This window comes from Stenotrophomonas sp. (assembly GCF_032066555.1).
In the GTDB taxonomy this organism is placed as follows: domain Bacteria; phylum Pseudomonadota; class Gammaproteobacteria; order Xanthomonadales; family Xanthomonadaceae; genus Stenotrophomonas.
Window position 1 is genome coordinate 180,743 of the sequence record NZ_DAMBKV010000002.1, and the last position, 16,734, is coordinate 197,476.

Below are 16,734 nucleotides of genomic sequence, written 5' to 3' on the forward strand. Positions count from 1 at the left end.
GCATGGCCTTTTTTGTTTATGCAATGTTCGAACAAGATATTGGTGGTGACCGACGGCTATGACCACATGTCAATTGGGTCTAGTCATACTCAAGACCAAGACCACCGCGACGCTGGATTCATGGAGTGACAGCATTGCCGTCACCACCACATTGAGTGGCGAAACGGTCACCGTGGCGGCTGGAAGAGACCTGACCTCACAGGGAGCGCAGATTGCCGGTACAGGTGATGTTCTACTGGCGGCTGGACGCGACGTGATTCTCGGTGTCGCCGAGAATACGCATACCGAAGTTCATGACAAAACGGTCACCAAATCGGGTTTGTTCTCTGGTGGCGGTGTTGGCTTCACGATCGGCAAGCAGCAGACGGACACCACCGCCGATATCGCAGAGAAGACGCACACCGGCAGTCTGATTGGCAGTACAGATGGTCGTGTGGATATCGCCGCTGGCCGCGATGTGACGATCACCGGAAGTGATGTGCTGAGCCGGGAAGGCATCGGCATTATTGGCCAGAACGTGACCATCCAGGCTGCCGAAGACAGCACCAGCGTCACCGAGACCCAGAAGTTCAAGCAGGCCGGCATCAACGTCAGCTTGAAGGGCGGTGCGGTGGATACCGCAATGGCAGTGAAAAACAGTGTTGAGCGGGCCAGCGAGGCCAAGGATGATCGGCTTAGCGCACTGCATGCTGCGAAGGCCGGACAGACGTTGTTCTCCAGTGGCGGTGCTGGTATGAGCAGTCTGAAGGGCATGGGCGATCAGATCGGCCAGGCGAAGGCGGACATTGCAAACGAGGAGCAGACCGCAGGAGGTCTCAGCCTTCGTATCGGCATTGGCGCAAGCAAGAGCTCCAGCTCAACGGAATACACCGCCAGCACCTCTTCGGGCAGCCGCATCGCCAGTGAGGGGGATGTGGTCATTCAAGCAACGGGCGACGGCCAGGGTAATGGCGGCGATCTGAAGATCATCGGCAGCAAGATTGAAGGCGATAACGTCGCCCTCGCCGCCGCCAATGATCTGATTCTCAAGTCGCAGCAGGAAACCCGTCAGCAGATAGAGCGCAGCAAGTCTTCCAGTGGCGAGATTGGCATCACCATCGGCTCGGAGGCAGGCTTTGGTGTTTACGTGGCCGCATCTGCCGCAAAAGGTAAGGGAGATGGCAGCGGCACAACGCACGCCGAAACCACAATCGATGCGACCAACACACTGACCATGATCAGTGGCCGTGACATGACCTTGGAAGGCGCGCAGGCGAGGGGCAAGACGGTTATTGCCGACGTCGGCCGTGATCTGACCCTGATCAGCCAACAGGACAGCAACGACTACAAGCGCAAGGATGTGTCCGGCGGAATCGACGTGGCCGTGGGCACCGGCGGTGCATCGGTGAGCGCCAACTTCAACCAAAGCAAGATCGACAGCACCTACACCAGCGTCAAGGAGCAGACCGGTATCCAGGCCGGCGAAGGTGGCTTTGATATCTATGTGGGCGGACACACGCAGTTGACCGGTGCAGCGATTGCGAGCACTGCCGATCCATCACGCAACCACCTGAGTACCGGCAGCCTGTCGGTTGAAGATCTCAAGAATGAGGCCGCATACAAGGCCAGTAGTATCGGGATGAGTGTGAGCGGCAGCAGTTCGGGTGGCATGAATGCACCCGCGCCGAGTGTGAGTATTCCGCAAAGCGAAAAGGCCAGCAGCGTGACGCGTGGCGATATCGCTGCTGGCACGGTGGAAGTGCGCAATGGCGATTCCAATGCGTTGGAGGGACTGGATCGCACCGCAACTGTGCTGCAGCAGGATGGCCTGAAGGAGATCTTTGATCAGCTGAAGGTGCAGGAACGGTTGGAGATGGGGCAGGTTGCTGCTGAAGTTGGTATGCGCACCGCCGGCGACATTGCCCAGAAAATGGGCTGGGAAGAAGGCAGTAAAGAGAAAGTACTACTGCATGGTGCCGTGGGTGCCGCTATCGCCGCATTGGGCGGTGGCAGCGCCCTTGATGGGTTGAGCGGGGTCGCTGCCAGTCAATTGGCAAGTGGCGCAGTGCTGAACTATCTGGGAAGCAACAACATCAACCCGGACTCGGCGGAAGGGACGGCGTTGATGGAACTGGCGAGCATTGCCATCGGTGCTGCTGTGGGTGAGGGAAGTGGCGCAGTGACTGCTTTGGCGGGGGAGCAGTTCAATCGCCAATTACATCCCCGACAGAAGGCTGCTGTGCAGGAACTGGCGGAAGAAGGCTATAGCCAGACGCAATTGGAGGCAATGGCGTGCTATGAGATGCAGTGCTGGGTAGGTACAGACCTTGGTGTTATGGCTGCAGAGTTAGAAAGGCAGACATATGAAGTTATCGGAGCAATGAGCGCTGAGGAGCGTGAGGAAATTCGCTCTGCTATGGAGCATAAGGCTCCGGGTTTGTTTAAGTATGACTCTGGAGATTATCTTTCGGATGTTTGGAATAAATACGACATAGGAGGTAAGGTAAAGTGGGTCGGCGAAACTGCCTTGGACTTTACCCCAGGGGTAGGAGATGCAAAGGCGTTCTATGAAGCTGATAGTCCAAGTGATTATGGTTGGGCCACTATTGGGGTCATTCCATTTGGCGGAGATTTCGTTAGTAAGATCGGAAAGGGAGCCAGAATTTCAGGTGTAGCAAGCGGCATTGGGATTCCGCAGGTCATAATTAACCATAGAAATGGGGTGGCATTTGAACAAGACTTTGTAGGTGCATTGGGGCACGTCGGTGCCGTGAAGAATACTGTCCCTGTCACGGTGCAACTCTCGAGTGGGAAAGTGGTGAAAACCATTCCTGATCTTGCCGGGAGAAATGTGGGTGGTGTAGTTGAAATTAAGAATGTTGTTAATATTTCAATGTCCGATCAGTTGCGTGCGCAGATTAGGCATGCTGGGGTGACGGGACAACCGTTTAACCTTGTCGTGAGTCAAAGGACGAGCCGGATATCGGCAGAAGTGTTACGTCAGGTGAGAGCTACGGGAGGGGAGATTTACAGGTACAATCCGGGTACGGGCGAATTTTCTAAGTATTGATAGCCAATGAAATCATATATACAGATGTCGATCAGAACAAAGAATGAGACGGCTGATTGGGCGATTGGTGAGAAATTGGTTGAGTCCCTAAGCTTGAGTGGGGGGCGATTGCTTCCGGAGCAGATTTCACATAATGCGGATAAATTCTCAAATAATTTTATAGATTCAAGCTCTATTAGGGATTGCTGGGCTGCTGAGGAAATTTTCGACGTAAACGGGGTTCAATCAGTTCTCTATCGGGATTTTGCATGGAGGCGGCGGCGATCTGTTAAATCGATAGGTAGTGTGGTGCACACATTCAGAAACTTGAGGGGGCAAGTAGTCCCTGGGTCTATCTCGTTGAGGGCCAGCTATTCTGATGAGGTTGATTGGATGGTTGTTTTCAGAAGATGGTGCGAGATATTTGAGCCTCAACTAGGAATGCTTCATTTGTTTACTGCGCCTGAGCTTCATCCCGATAACTTAAATGATAGTTTTCAGATTGGATCGTTTAATTCTGCTCTGAGTCCTGAGGTTCCGAACATTGGTTGGTCAATGTTTTACGGGGATGATTTTTCCCGAGAAGTGGATGATGAGCGTATTAAATCTATGGGGTTCTCTGTTGAGAGTTTGATGGGGGGGAGTTTGGTGACGGTTACGAAGGAAATTGGCGATATAGTCGCTGATTTTTCGCTTTTCGACCGGCGTCGTGCTGAGCTCAAACGGTTGTTTCGAAATGGGTTTTTTTTGGTGGATTGCTAGTGCCAAATCTGACTTGGGCGGTTTTGACTTGGGCGGTTGAATCAAGCTCTCGTTGCTCTTTTCTGATTTTTTGAAGGTGAACTCGCGGTTTGTGATGTTTTCGAATCTGTTAGCCCTAAATTGTTATAAATAGTTTGGTCGCTGTATAAGTTTTAATGTCACAGCCCTGTTTGTGGTTGCGATCTTTAGTGAAGTTGCGTGCTCTTGACGGGTTAACAAGGATGCGTTGAATGTTTTATGAAAATAGGATTTCGCAAGCATTTATTGGAGTGGGTTGTTGTGCGCTGTTGTCCGGCTGTTTCATCAAGGAAGTAGCAAAGAGCGAGCTGTCGTCCTACAACGAGCCTAAGCAGGAGGACGCAGCCCACCTCAGAGTGTCGGGCTCACGCAACATCAAGGTATATCCGAACAGTGTCTGCGTAAGTCCTGATGTGCCTGGTAGCGGCTATCCTGCCGGTCCTCAAATGGGAGGGCAACGCAAGCGTGATTTGGGTATGCCCAAGACGCCCGATACCCCCAGGCATTTCGTCGAGATGGCGGTGCGGCCTGGGCAGCCTATCACCGCGGGATTCACGTTCTATCTTGAATCTCAGCGCCCCGCTGCTGGCCGTCCCGGTTCTGTAGAGCGCGCTTCGGCCAGTTGCTACCTGGCGCGTAGCTTCGTTCCGGATTCCGATCAAAACTATGAAATGCGCGCCAAGTGGACTAGTCAGGGCTGCAGCGTCGAGCTGTCGCAGCTTCTTACGCAAGGTGATGGTTCTGCAAGCCGCCGGGCTGTTTCCAGCGAGCCGGCAGGCTCCTGCCCGCGGCAAAGAGGCTTAATGACCCACTGAGGACCTGCTCAGCTGATGGGTTTCCCAAAGGAAGGACCGATGAGCAAAATGATGCAAGAAGATATCAAGCGCTGAACCGCCTGGCGCTACGAGTGGTTGGTCCATGGGGAGGGCATCATGATCCGTTTGCCGAGTTCAGCATGTCGCCTACCCGCAAACTTGATCCAGGCATTCTTAGAGGTCTCCGGGCAAACTAGCCCCAAGGAGACGACCGATGCGCAAGAGCAAACTCACCGAGAGTCAGATCGTTACGATGCTGAAGAAGGTTGGGCGCGTAGTTTCGATGCGCGCGGATGTTTAGCCTGGTTGTCGTTTGTCTGCCGTGCTGTAAGAGAAAGTTGGTAGTTCGTCGTGGGTCGCCAGATATAGATGACGCATGCTTGTCGCACCTGCAATAATTCATGCAGATTAAGGTCTCACGGAAGACACCATGCACGTTTCTGATCTCGTAAGTCTTGTTGGCACCAAAGGTAGTGATCCGCAGCTCGTGGATTGGTTCGAACAGCTTGGAATCGGAAAACCGCCGATGTCTGTCACCGCGAATCAGGGCACCAAGAGCGTGAAGGACAAGCGGCATGAGATGGAGTACTACTTCGGGTTCGACATCATCAACGACCGTTTCTATCCGCCGGTAGACGGCCTGCGCGGTGGCTTGCTCTGCCATCTGCAGTCCGTGTTGCTGTTCTCACGCAAGCCGAAGGGTAATGTCGCGTTGCCTGCTGGGTTCTGGGATGGTTTCGTAGGGCCGGATGCAGGCTTTGACGCGTGCATGACGTTCTTCGAAGGGAACGTGGACACGTATACCGATACGCAGCTGTTTCAGAAGCCGCTTGGTGCGGATGTGGAGCTGAAGCTTTGGTTCTGCCCCAGGAAGCAGCGGGTGGAGACAATCCAGGTGAGCATCGTGCAGGATCGCCAGTTCATGGGGCACCACGAGTTCGATCAGGCCAACGTGCATAACACGGTGAAACCTGCGGCTACGCTGGTGGTCAAGTGGCTGTTCGACGGGCGCCATCTGCGGTTGCCTGACGGCATCTATGCCCAGGGGCTTGCAGATGATCATGCCGGGATTCTGGAGTTCGTTCGCCAGCATCTGAATGGTCATGTCTGGGCATCGCAGCTCAATGACGACCCGGTTTTGCGGCAGGTGCTCAGCCACACCCAGACCAGCAGGCCGCTGAAACTCTCGAATGGGGATTCGCTGGAGCTGTTCGCGCAGACGCTATACCTGCGGTCTGCTGGTGCATGGGATGCGTATCAGGCGATCTACAACGATGATTCCCTGGACGACTGGGCTGGCTCTGTTGACCGGTTTCGGGAATCGGTGGTGCTGGATGCAGGGCAGCGGCAGGTCTTCGTCGGCATGCTGCATGATGCTTATCGCTTGGTTGCGGCTGCGGCTGGTCGCGCATAGAGCGCCGACGGGCCAGATTTGATCGTGCATGGATGGAGAGCCCGGAACTCCAGGGGCGTGCATGGGGTGATGAAGTCGTATGGGCCGGATTTTCTCTGGTAACGATGTCTATTCGCCGAGCATGGGTGTAGCCCGCTATCCTCCGAAGTGCTCCTGCGCATTTTCCATATGGAAAAGCGAGCTGATAGCTGGCTAGAATCGCCCAACGCGGGCCGGATGCCCGTTCAATGGGGGCAAAATGCAGATGATGAAGCTGGGGATGGCTCTGGTGCTGTCTTTTTGTTCGGCCAGCAGCTGGGCTGCTGTGGATCTGGGGCAGTTCATTCGCAAGGATGATTTCAACGACATCAAGTTGTCGCCTTCAGGTAAGTACTACGCGGCCACCGTTCCATTGGAAGACAAAACCGCGCTTGTTATTTTCACCCGTGAGGGCAACAAGAAAGCCGGCGCGTTCGTCCTGCAGCGCAATATGCATGTGAACAGTTTCGACTGGGTAAACGACGAGCGAGTGCTGATTGGTATCGCCGAGAAATTTGGCCTATTGGACGAGCCGCGTTTGACCGGCGAGTTGTACGCCATGAACGCTGATGGCGGGGAGGCGGAGTTGTTGGTTGGTTTCCGCGTACAAGGCAATGGCCCAGGTACCCGTATCCAGCCAAAAAAGGTGGAGAGCGTGGCCGCGTTTCTGGTTGATGGCTTGCCTGCAGATGACCGGAATGTGGTGGTATCGACATGGCCTTTGGGCACGATGGAGCCATTCACCCGTGCTGAGAGGCTGGATGTAAAAAGCGGGCGTCGTGTGGTGGCCGCGACGGCGCCAGTGCGCAACGCCAGCTTTGTTACGGATAACACCGGCGAGGTGCGCCTGGCGCTGGGTTCGGGTACGGACAATATCAGTAAGCTGTACTACCGCGATGCGGCGGGCACCGACTGGCGATTGATCAACGATCAGATGGCGAATGGCCGCATCGAAGTGCCGTTGGGCTTCTCGGTAGATAACACCTTGGCCTATCTGCAGGTGCGTGGTGAGGGCAAGGGGCCAGACAGTATCGTGGCGTGGAATCCCTCCACCAATGCCCGTACTACCGTATTGCATGACCAGGCAGCGGACCCGTGGTCGATTATTTACCGCACCGGCACGCGTGTGCCTGTCGGCGCGCAGATAATGGATGGGCGCCACCGCAGTGTGTTCTTCGATGACGGTGTGCCTGAGGCGCGTTTGTTCCGTAGTCTGGAAGCTGCATTTCCGGGGCAGTCGTTGCGGATCACTTCCAGTACCAAGGACGGCCTGTTGTCGATGGTGAGAGTGTGGTCTGGCAGTAATCCGGGCGATTTCTACCTGTATGACTCGGCTGCCAAGAAACTGAGTTTTGTGGTGGCCAGCGGCAGCTGGATCGACCCGGACGCAGCTGCCGTGGTTGAACCCTTCAGCTTTGCTGCACGCGATGGATTGAAGATCCATGGTTACCTTACCAAGTCACGTGGTGTCACAGGCCAGCGGCCGATGGTGCTGATGCCGCATGGTGGGCCATACGGGATCTTCGACGCATGGCGCTACGACCGTGATGCGCAGATGCTGGCTGCCGCAGGCTATACGGTCATGCAGGTCAACTATCGCGGTTCGGGAAACTACGGTTGGGAGTTTCGTCGTGCCGGCGCGCAGCAATGGGGCGGAACGATGCAGGACGATCTTACCGATGCGACCCGCTGGGCGATCCGCGAAGGACTGGCTGATGCAACAAGGATCTGCATTTATGGCGCCAGCTATGGCGCGTACGCTGCATTAATGGGTGCAGCAAAGGAGCCCTCGCTCTATCGCTGTGCTGCCGGCTATGTAGGTGTTTATGACTTGCCAATGATGCAGCGTGCGGATGCGCGCACCGCTCGTAGTCTCGGCAATTGGTCCAAGGATTGGGTGGGTGAGGATCAGGCCGCACTGGCCGCTGCATCACCGAATCGTTTTGCGGATCGGATCAAGGTTCCGGTGTTTCTTGCGGCCGGTGGTGAGGACGAGATCGCGCCGATCGAGCACACGCGGATGATGGAGGCGGCGTTGAAGAGGGCTGGCGTACCGGTTGAGTCTTTGTACTTCAGTACCGAAGGGCATGGCTTCTATACCGAGCCGCATCAGCGCGAGTATTACGGCAGGCTGCTGGGCTTCCTGTCGCAGCATCTGGGTGGAGAGAAGGCGAAGTAGCCACCTGATCGCGTTGCGGGCGTTGGCCCTGAGTTTTTGTGGGAGCGGTGTAAACCGCGAAGCTGATGCTGTGTCAGGTTGCGGATGTTGCTGCCACGCAAGCGGTGCGAGCTTCGCGGCTGACGCCGCTCCCACAACCGGCCACGCACGTGCTGAAGATAAGCTTGTGGGAGCGGTGTAAACCGCGAAGCTGATGCTGTGTCAGGTTGTGGATATTGCCGGCGCGCAGGCAGTACTAGCTTCGCGGCTTACGCCGCTCCTACAAAAGCAGGGGTTAGCGGACGCCGTGCATCATCCGTTTCAACAAGGGCGAGGCCAGCAGGGCTGCTGCCGCACAGCCCAGGCCTATCCACATCAGCAGCCAGAACAGGTGCTCGTAGCGGCCGGCGGCCTCGGCGATGTTCATCACTTCGCCTTCGGGTACGTCGATAGCGGCCAGCTTGCCGAACAGTGCGGCCAGCGTTTCGGAGAAGGCGGTGGCCAGGAACCAGGTGCCCATCATCAGGCTGACCACCCGCGGTGCGGCCAGTTGGGTGACCGCCGACAGGCCCACCGGTGACAGGCACATCTCGCCGATTTCCAGGATCAGGTAGGCCAGCACCAGCCACCACACGCTGGCCATCTCGCCGGTCGTACCCACCTGTTGCGCGGCCAGCGCAAGCGGGACGAACGACAATGCGCCGAACACCAGCCCGAACGATGACTTGAGTGGCTTGGACGGATCCAGCCTGCGCTTGTCCAGCCATGCCCACAGGGCGGCAAACAGCGGCGCCAGCAGCACCAGGAACAGCGCGCCCAGATAGGTCAGCGAGCCCGCGGTCTGCGGCAGTACCAGGCAGTCACGGACCAGCATGACCAGCATGGCGGCAACGACTACCGCAAACAGCAGGCGCGGTGCGGCGGAGGCGGGGTTGCGGTCGGACAGGCGCGCGGCCAACACGAAACCCAGTGGCGCCAGCAGCAGTGAAACGATGGACCACGGCAGCGGCGTGCCTTCACGGATCACCAGTGACGGCACCAGATCCTTGGTCAACAGGCGGTCGGTGAACGTGACCCAGGAGCCGTAGGTCTGTTCGTACAGGGTGAAGAACACCAGTGCCATGAAGATCAGCACCATCAGCGCGATCATCTGCTGGCGCTGCACCGGCGTGCATTGGGTGCCGGTGAACCAGGCAAACCACAGCAGCACGCCGCCCAGCACCACGATCATCAGCATCAGCGCCAGGCTGATTTCGCCACCCAGTGCGAATGCACCGTTGGCTGCTGCCCACATCAACGCCGCGACCGGAACGATGCCGACGATGGCGACGCCGTAGATCAGCCATTCGCGGGGGATGCCAAGAACACGCTCACGCAGGGTTGCCGGTTGCGCCGGCTCGGCGTGACCTTGCAGGTACTTCTGGCCCCACAGGAACATTGCCAGGCCCACCAGCATACCGATGCCGGCGGCACCGAAGCCGTACTTCCAGCCATAGGCTTCGCCGAGGAAGCCGCAGACCAGCGAGGCGAACAGCGCCCCCAGGTTGATGCCGGCGTAGAACAGCGAGAAGCCCGAGTCGCGGCGGGGATCGTTCTCCGGGTAGAGCTTGCCGACGATGGTGGAGATGTTGGGCTTGAGGAAGCCCACGCCCATGATGATCAGCGCCAGCGACAGGTAGGTGATCGACAGCGCGGCTTCGTCGCGTACCACTTCACCGGCGACGCGATGGGCGGCGTGGCCCTCGAAGGCCATGCCGGCATGGCCGAGCACCAGCAGGATGCCGCCGAACACCACCGCCTTGCGCATGCCCAGCCAGCGGTCGGCCAACAGGCCGCCGAACACCGGGATGCAGTAGACCAGGCCACCGTAGGCACCGAGCAGGTCCAGCCCGGCCTTGTCGCCGAACAAGTGGTACTTGGTCAGGTACAGCAGCAGCAAGGCCTTCATGCCATAGAAGGAGAAGCGCTCCCACATCTCGGTGAAGAAGCAGACGTAGACACCCTTGGGGTGGCCGAGGAAGTCGTCGGCACCGGTCGCCGGCAGGGAGGATGTGGACATGGGCAACCGTCAAAATCGAAGGCCGCGAGTATAGGCGTGCTGTCGGCGCTGCATCGACCGCAGCGCAGCATCCGGCAAAACCCTTGTCAGGCTGTGCTGAATCAGGGCGCTGGCTGTGCCGCAGCGGGGGCCGTGCGGCGTCGCGACTGGACTTGCCGTTAAGCGGGCGTTAGCGTGGCGAGGGTTTTTTTGCCATCCAAGGGCTTTCCATGAACAACGCTGCGCCTGCGCAGCTCACATTCCGCGCGGTGGTTCTTGCCGTCGTGCTGGCTGTGGTGCTGTCCGCCGCCAATGCTTACCTGGGCCTGTTCGCAGGCTTGACAATTGCTACCGCCATTCCGGCCGCCGTCGTTTCGATGGGCGTGCTGCGTCTGCTTGGTGGCGGCACCATCCTTGAAAACAACATCGTCCAGACCGGTGCTTCGGCCGGTTCGTCGATTGCCGCCGGCGTGATCTTCACGATCCCGGCGCTGGTGATCATGGGTTATTGGCCGGACTTCAAGTACTGGTGGGTGCTGGGTATCGCTGGCCTGGGCGGCCTGCTGGGCGTGCTGTTCTCGGTGCCGCTGCGGCGCTCGATGATCGTCGAAGATCCGCTTCCCTTCCCGGAAGGCAAGGCCGCCGCGGAAGTGCTCAAGGCCGGTGAAAACCCGGGCCCGGGCATGAAGATCCTCGGTATTTCGGCCGCCATCGGCGGCCTGGTGAAGTTGGCGGCGGCCTCGGGCCTGCGCATCTTCCCGGACGCCTGGGCGCAGGCCGCCTATGTGGGCAGCTCCAAGGTCACCGCCTTCATCGGCACCAACCTGTCGCCGGCGCTGCTGGGCGTGGGTTACATCGTCGGCCTGAACGTCGGCATCGTGGTGCTGTCCGGCTCCATCCTGTCCTGGCATATCGCCATTCCGCTGTACCAGGCGTTCTTCATGGGCACCAACCCGGAGCTGGCGGCGTCCATCGCCAACGCCCCGGCCGCCGATGCGGCCTTTGCCATCTGGGGTTCGCAGATCCGTTACCTGGGCGTGGGCGCCATGCTGATCGGCGGCGTCTGGACGCTGTTCTCGCTGCGCAAGTCGCTGCTCAATGGCGTCAAAAGCGGTTTTGCCGCTGCGCGCAAGAGCAGTGGCCCGGCCCTGGCCGAGACCGAACGCGACCTGCCGATGAAGTGGATGCTGATCGCGCTGATCGCCTTCACCCTGCCGCTGCTGGGCCTGTACCAGGCCATCGTCGGCCAATGGCACGTGTCGATCCCGATGACCATCATCATGATCGTCGCCGGCTTCCTGTTCGTGTCGGTGTCGGCCTACCTGGCCGGCCTGATTGGTTCGTCCAACAACCCGGTCTCGGGCATCACCATTTCCACCATCCTGTTCGCCTCGGTGGTGCTGGTGCTGCTGCTGGGCAAGGACGGCCTGATTCCGGTCGGCGTCGGCGGTGCTCCGCTGGGCGCGGTGGCCGCGATCATGATCGGTGCGGTGGTGTGTTGTGCGGCCGCCGTTGGCGGTGACAACCTGCAGGACCTCAAGGCGGGTTATCTGGTCGGCGCCACGCCGTGGAAACAGCAGCTGATGCTGGGTATCGGTGCGTTCTCCTGCGCTCTGATCATGGCGCCGGTGCTGAACCTGCTGGCCCATGCCTACGGCATCGGCGCGCCGACCGCCGAGCACCCGAACTCGCTGGCCGCACCGCAGGCCAACCTGATGGCCTCGGTGGCCCGTGGCCTGTTTGGCGGCGAACTGCCGTGGACGATGATCGCGCTGGGCGCGGGCGTTGGCGCGGTGATCATTGCCGTTGACGAGTGGTTGAAGAAAACCGGCAAGCGTTTCCGCGTGCCGGTGCTGGCTGCTGCCATCGGTATCTATCTGCCGCTGGAGCTGATGGTGCCGATCTTCCTGGGCGGCCTGCTGGCCCACCTGGTCGAGCGTTTCCACAAGCTGCGTGCCGACGATGAAGAAGGCCGTGACCGCGTGCACCGCCCGGGTGTGCTGTTTGCCGCTGGCCTGATTACCGGTGAGGCCTTGATGGGTATCGCCATTGCGGTGCCTATCGTGGTCAGCGGCCAGGGCGACGTGCTGGCACTGCCGCTGGGCGGCTTTGCCGACACCTGGGCGACGCTGTCGGCCTGGGTAGGCCTGTTCGTGCTGTTCCTGGTTGGCCTGCTGCTGTACCGCATCGGCAAGAAGGGCGAGCCCGCAGCGAGGAGCTGAGGCTGACGGACCAGGCTGTGGCTTTGTCCCTTCTCCCGCTTGCGGGGGAAGGTGCCCCGCAGGGGCGGATGGGGGGAGCTTTTGATTCTGACTTGGTTGAGCCTTGAAGCTTCAGAGCCAAAGCCAAAGCCAAAGCACCCCTCCCCAACCCTCCCCTTGGCCTGCGGCCAAGGGGAGGGGGCTCAAGCCAACGCGCCCTCACCCCAACCCCTCTCCCGTAAACGGGAGAGGGGCTTAGGCAGAAGCAAAGCAAAGCAAAGCCGCCCTTGGGCGGCTTTGCTGTTTGCGGCGGTTGTCGGGCCATGACTTCAAGCCTTTGCAGTGGGGTGGGCTGGACGCCTACCATCGGGGTTTGTCTTTGCCTGGGAGTTGCCCATGAAGCTTCGTCACGCCCTGTTGCCGCTGTGCCTGCTGGCCGCCTTGCCGTCGCTGGCCAGTGCGCGCGGTTTTGAAGTCCGCGACATGGTCAAGCTGGACCGCGCCTCCGCGCCGTTGCTCAGCGCCAATGGCGCGCAGGTGGTGTTTGCCAAGCGCATCGTCGATGCCGACCTCAAGGCCAGCAACAGCCTGTGGATCCGTGACCTGCGCACCCGCGACATGGCACCGCCGAAGCAGCTGACCCCGGCCGGCTGGAACGTCAATTCGGCCTCGATCGAGGGCCAGAACGTCTACTTCCTCAGCGCCAAGAACGGCAGCCAGCAGCTGTACGTGATGCCGCTGGCCGGCGGCGAGCCGCGCCAGCTCACCGACTTCGCCCTGGACGTGGACAGCTACCGCATCTCGCCGCAGGGCGACCGCGTGCTGTTCAGCGCCGGCGTGTTCCAGGACTGCGGCTCGGACCTGGATTGCACCAGCAAGCGCCTGGACAAGGACAAGGCCAGCAAGAGCAGCGGCCAGGTCTACGACAGCATGTTCGTGCGCCACTGGGATACCTGGGCTGACGGCCGCCGCAACACCTTGTTCGTCGCACCGCTGCCGGCCGCCGGCGCGGCTGCGGTGAAGGGCGCATCGGCGATCAGCGCGACGCTGGCCGGTGATGCACCGTCCAAGCCGTTCGGCGGCAATGAAGACTTCGTCTGGTCGCCGGATGGCAAGACCGTCGTGGCCAGCATCCGCGTGCAGGGCAAGCAGGAGCCGTGGTCGACCAACTTCGACCTGTACAAGCTCGACGCTGCCGGCAAGCAGGCACCGGTCAACCTGACCGCTGCCAATCCCGCGTGGGACGCCGGCCCGGTGTTCAGCGCCGACGGCAAGACCCTGTTCTACCGCGCGATGAAGCGCCCGGGCTTCGAGGCTGACCGCTTCGGCCTGATGGCGATGGACGTGGCCAGCGGCAAGGTCAATGAGATCGCCGCGCAGTGGGACCGTTCGGCCGATGGCATCACCTTGTCGGCTGATGGCCAGACCATCTACACCACCGCGCAGGACATGGGCGAACATCCGCTGTTCGCAGTGAACATCGCCAGCGGCGAGCCGACCAAGCTGGTGGGCGAGGGCAGCATCTCCTCCTTCGATATCGCCGGTGATGCGCTGGCCTTCACCCGTAATTCGCTGAAGAGCGGCGACCAGGTGTTCACCAGCACCACCGCTGCCGGTGCACCGCAGCGCGCCATCACCCAGAGCGCCGGCGAGATGCTCGAGGGAGTGAACTTCGGTGACTTCGAGCAGTTCTCGTTCAAGGGCTGGAACGACGAGACCGTGCACGGCTACGTGGTCAAGCCGCACAACTACCAGGAAGGCAAGAAGTACCCGGTGGCGTTCCTGATCCACGGTGGCCCGCAGGGCAGCTTCGGCAATGGCTGGAGCTACCGCTGGAACCCGCAGACCTATGCCGGTCAGGGCTACGCGGTGGTGATGATCGACTTCCACGGCTCCACCGGTTACGGCCAGGCCTTCACCGACGCGATCAGCCAGCATTGGGGCGACCGCCCGCTGGAAGACCTGCAGAAGGGCTGGGCGGCGGCGCAGCAGAAGTACAGCTTCCTCAACGGCGACAAGGCCTGTGCGCTGGGCGCCAGCTACGGCGGCTTCATGGTCAACTGGATCGCAGGCAACTGGAACGAGCCGTGGAAGTGCCTGGTGAACCACGACGGTGTGTTCGACCAGCGCGCCATGGGCTATGCCACCGAAGAGCTGTGGTTCACCGAGTGGGAGCAGGGCGGCACCCCGTACGCCGTCCCGCAGAACTATGAGAAGTTCAACCCGGTCAACCACGTCGCCAACTGGAAGAAGCCGATGCTGGTGGTGCAGGGCCAGCTGGACTACCGCATTCCGGTGGAGCAGGGCCTGGCCACCTTCACCGCGCTGCAGCGGCAGGGCATCGAGTCCAAGTTCCTGTACTTCCCGGACGAGAACCACTGGGTGCTGAAGCCGCACAACAGCGTGCAATGGCATGACACGGTCAATGGCTGGTTGAAGCAGCACATCGGTCAGTAAGCAGGTGAGGAAGGGCGTGCCATTGGCGCGCCCTTCCTTGTAGCGGGCGGTGCCATCGGGTGCTCATCGCTGCGGTGTCGTAATGGAGGGGGCGATGGGAATGTTCAGTATCTGGCACTGGTTGAGCCTGCTGTTTCTGTTCGCCGTTGCAGCCAGCCTGGTTGGCCTGATCGTCTGGTTGGCGATGCGCTCTTCCAAGGCACCCGGCAACCCGGTGGCAAGCGCGCAGAAGCGCCTGCAGCAGCTGGAAGACCTGCGCGCGCAAGGCCTGATCAGCGATGAGGAATACGCCAGGCAGCGTGCGGCGGTGGTGACTGGACGCTGAGCTGGATGGCCAGCGGAATGCTGGCGGTTGCGGAAGTGTTTGACGCCGGCCTGGAGGGCTGGCGAGCGGCGACGGATGCGCCAGTGTGTTCCGTCCTGCGCAAGTGCTGTCTCCGTTCCGGTGCGGTGTGTCTGCAGGTTCCATCCATGGGCAAGGGGTTTGCCCGCATACACGCATCAAGGGGATAGACGATGATGGCAGCCGCGACAGGCGCACTCATCAGTAATGACATCATCGTGTTCGGCCTGATCGCCGCCACGCTGGGGGTTATTTTCTGGACGTCGGGCAGCAGCAACCCGCTGCTGAAGAAGTTCTACAGCTTCGTGCCGGCGTTGTTGCTGTGCTACTTCATACCGGGTGTGTACAACACCTTCGGCCTGATCGATGGTGAAACCACCAAGCTCTACAACCCGATCGCGCGTGATGTATTCCTGCCAGCCGCGCTGGTGTTGTTGACGCTGTCCATCGACCTGAAGGGCATCCTCGGCCTGGGCTGGAAGATGCTGGCCATGTACGTGGCGGCGGTGCTGAGCATCATGCTGGGCGCGGTGGTGGCCTTCCAGCTGATGGCCTGGCTGCATCCGGAGACCGTGGCAGGTAGCACCTGGGGCGGCATGGCAGCGCTGGCCGGCAGCTGGATCGGTGGCGGTGCCAACATGCTGGCGATGAAGGAAATCTTCGAAGTCGACGCCACCACCTTCGGCCAGTTTGCGGTGGTGGACGTGGGCGTGGGCTATGTATGGATGGCGGTGCTGATCTTCTTTGCCTCGCGTGCGCCGGCCATGGACAAGCGCAGTGGTGCCGACACCACCGCACTGGATGACCTGCGCGACCGGGTTGCCAATTACCAGGCGCAACATGCGCGCATTCCCGCGCTGGGCGACTTGATGGTGATGGCCGGCATCGCGTTTGGTGCGGTGGCGCTGTCGCACGGCCTGGCCGGTCCGTTGGCCAACTGGTTTGCCGCCAATGTCAGCTGGTCCAGCTCGGTGAGCATGGACAAGCCCTTTGTCTGGGTGGTGTTGTTGGCCACCTTCATTGGCTTGGGCCTGAGCTTCACCCGCGCCCGTGAGCTGGAAGGCGTCGGCGCGTCGAAGTGGGGCTCGATGTTCCTGTACTTCCTGATCGCCTGCATCGGCATGCAGATGGATCTGTTGGCCCTGCTGGAAAAGCCCTGGCTGTTCGCGCTGGGCGTGCTGTGGATCGGCGTGCACATCGTGCTGCTGTGGCTGGCGGGCAAGTTGCTGAAAGTGCCGTTCTTCTATTTCGCCATTGCCTCGCAGAGCAATATCGGAGGCCCGGCCTCGGCGCCCGTATTGGCGACCGCCTTCCATCCGGCCTTGGCGCCGGTGGGTGTGCTGTTGGGTACCCTGGGTTATGCGGTGGGTACCGGTGCGGCCTACGTGGTCGGGATTACCTTGCGGGCGATGGCAGGGGCGGGGTGATTCCAAGCGCGCTGCGCGCTTCCCCTCTCCCCAACCCCTCTCCCGCAAGGGGAGA

At 60.2% G+C, this 16,734-nt stretch carries 10 protein-coding genes; 9 read left to right on the plus strand and 1 reads right to left on the minus strand.

What is annotated here, in order from left to right:
• Window positions 1–58 precede the first annotated feature (58 nt).
• The 5 genes from RT131_RS04090 (at window position 59) to RT131_RS04110 (ending at window position 8,234) form a co-directional block, all read left to right on the plus strand.
• Window positions 59–3,049, plus strand: a complete 2,991-nt coding sequence (locus RT131_RS04090) for a hemagglutinin repeat-containing protein (RefSeq protein ID WP_313170513.1) — start codon at window positions 59–61, stop codon at window positions 3,047–3,049.
• Window positions 3,050–3,055: 6 nt separating this feature from the next.
• Entirely contained in the window at window positions 3,056–3,790 is a 735-nt protein-coding gene (locus RT131_RS04095) for a hypothetical protein (RefSeq protein WP_313170515.1), read from the plus strand.
• A gap of 230 nt (window positions 3,791–4,020) precedes the next feature.
• Window positions 4,021–4,623 carry a hypothetical protein gene (locus tag RT131_RS04100; protein WP_313170517.1) on the plus strand — a complete coding sequence of 201 codons (603 nt, stop codon included), beginning with the start codon at window positions 4,021–4,023 and terminating at the stop codon, window positions 4,621–4,623.
• A 430-nt stretch (window positions 4,624–5,053) separates the two neighbouring features.
• Window positions 5,054–6,037, plus strand: a complete 984-nt coding sequence (locus tag RT131_RS04105) for a hypothetical protein (RefSeq protein ID WP_313170519.1) — start codon at window positions 5,054–5,056, stop codon at window positions 6,035–6,037.
• A 244-nt stretch (window positions 6,038–6,281) separates the two neighbouring features.
• Window positions 6,282–8,234: a prolyl oligopeptidase family serine peptidase gene (locus tag RT131_RS04110; protein ID WP_313170763.1), complete on the plus strand. Its 1,953-nt coding sequence runs from the start codon at window positions 6,282–6,284 to the stop codon at window positions 8,232–8,234.
• A gap of 274 nt (window positions 8,235–8,508) precedes the next feature.
• Here RT131_RS04110 and RT131_RS04115 read toward each other — a convergent pair whose 3' ends face one another.
• Window positions 8,509–10,272, minus strand: coding sequence for an oligopeptide:H+ symporter (locus tag RT131_RS04115; RefSeq protein ID WP_313170521.1), 1,764 nt, complete (start codon window positions 10,270–10,272; stop codon window positions 8,509–8,511).
• Window positions 10,273–10,481: 209 nt separating this feature from the next.
• On the opposite strand from RT131_RS04115, the gene RT131_RS04120 reads away from it, so the two are divergent.
• The 4 genes from RT131_RS04120 (at window position 10,482) to RT131_RS04135 (ending at window position 16,679) form a co-directional block, all read left to right on the plus strand.
• Window positions 10,482–12,473: an oligopeptide transporter, OPT family gene (locus tag RT131_RS04120; RefSeq protein WP_313170523.1), complete on the plus strand. Its 1,992-nt coding sequence runs from the start codon at window positions 10,482–10,484 to the stop codon at window positions 12,471–12,473.
• A gap of 375 nt (window positions 12,474–12,848) precedes the next feature.
• Window positions 12,849–14,909, plus strand: coding sequence for a S9 family peptidase (locus tag RT131_RS04125; protein WP_313170525.1), 2,061 nt, complete (start codon window positions 12,849–12,851; stop codon window positions 14,907–14,909).
• A 94-nt stretch (window positions 14,910–15,003) separates the two neighbouring features.
• The gene (locus RT131_RS04130) at window positions 15,004–15,234 is read left to right on the plus strand and encodes an SHOCT domain-containing protein (RefSeq protein ID WP_313170527.1); all 231 of its coding nucleotides are present in this window, start codon (window positions 15,004–15,006) and stop codon (window positions 15,232–15,234) included.
• 194 nt (window positions 15,235–15,428) lie between these two features.
• Window positions 15,429–16,679, plus strand: a complete 1,251-nt coding sequence (locus tag RT131_RS04135; RefSeq protein WP_313170529.1) for a DUF819 family protein — start codon at window positions 15,429–15,431, stop codon at window positions 16,677–16,679.
• Window positions 16,680–16,734: the final 55 nt, after the last annotated feature.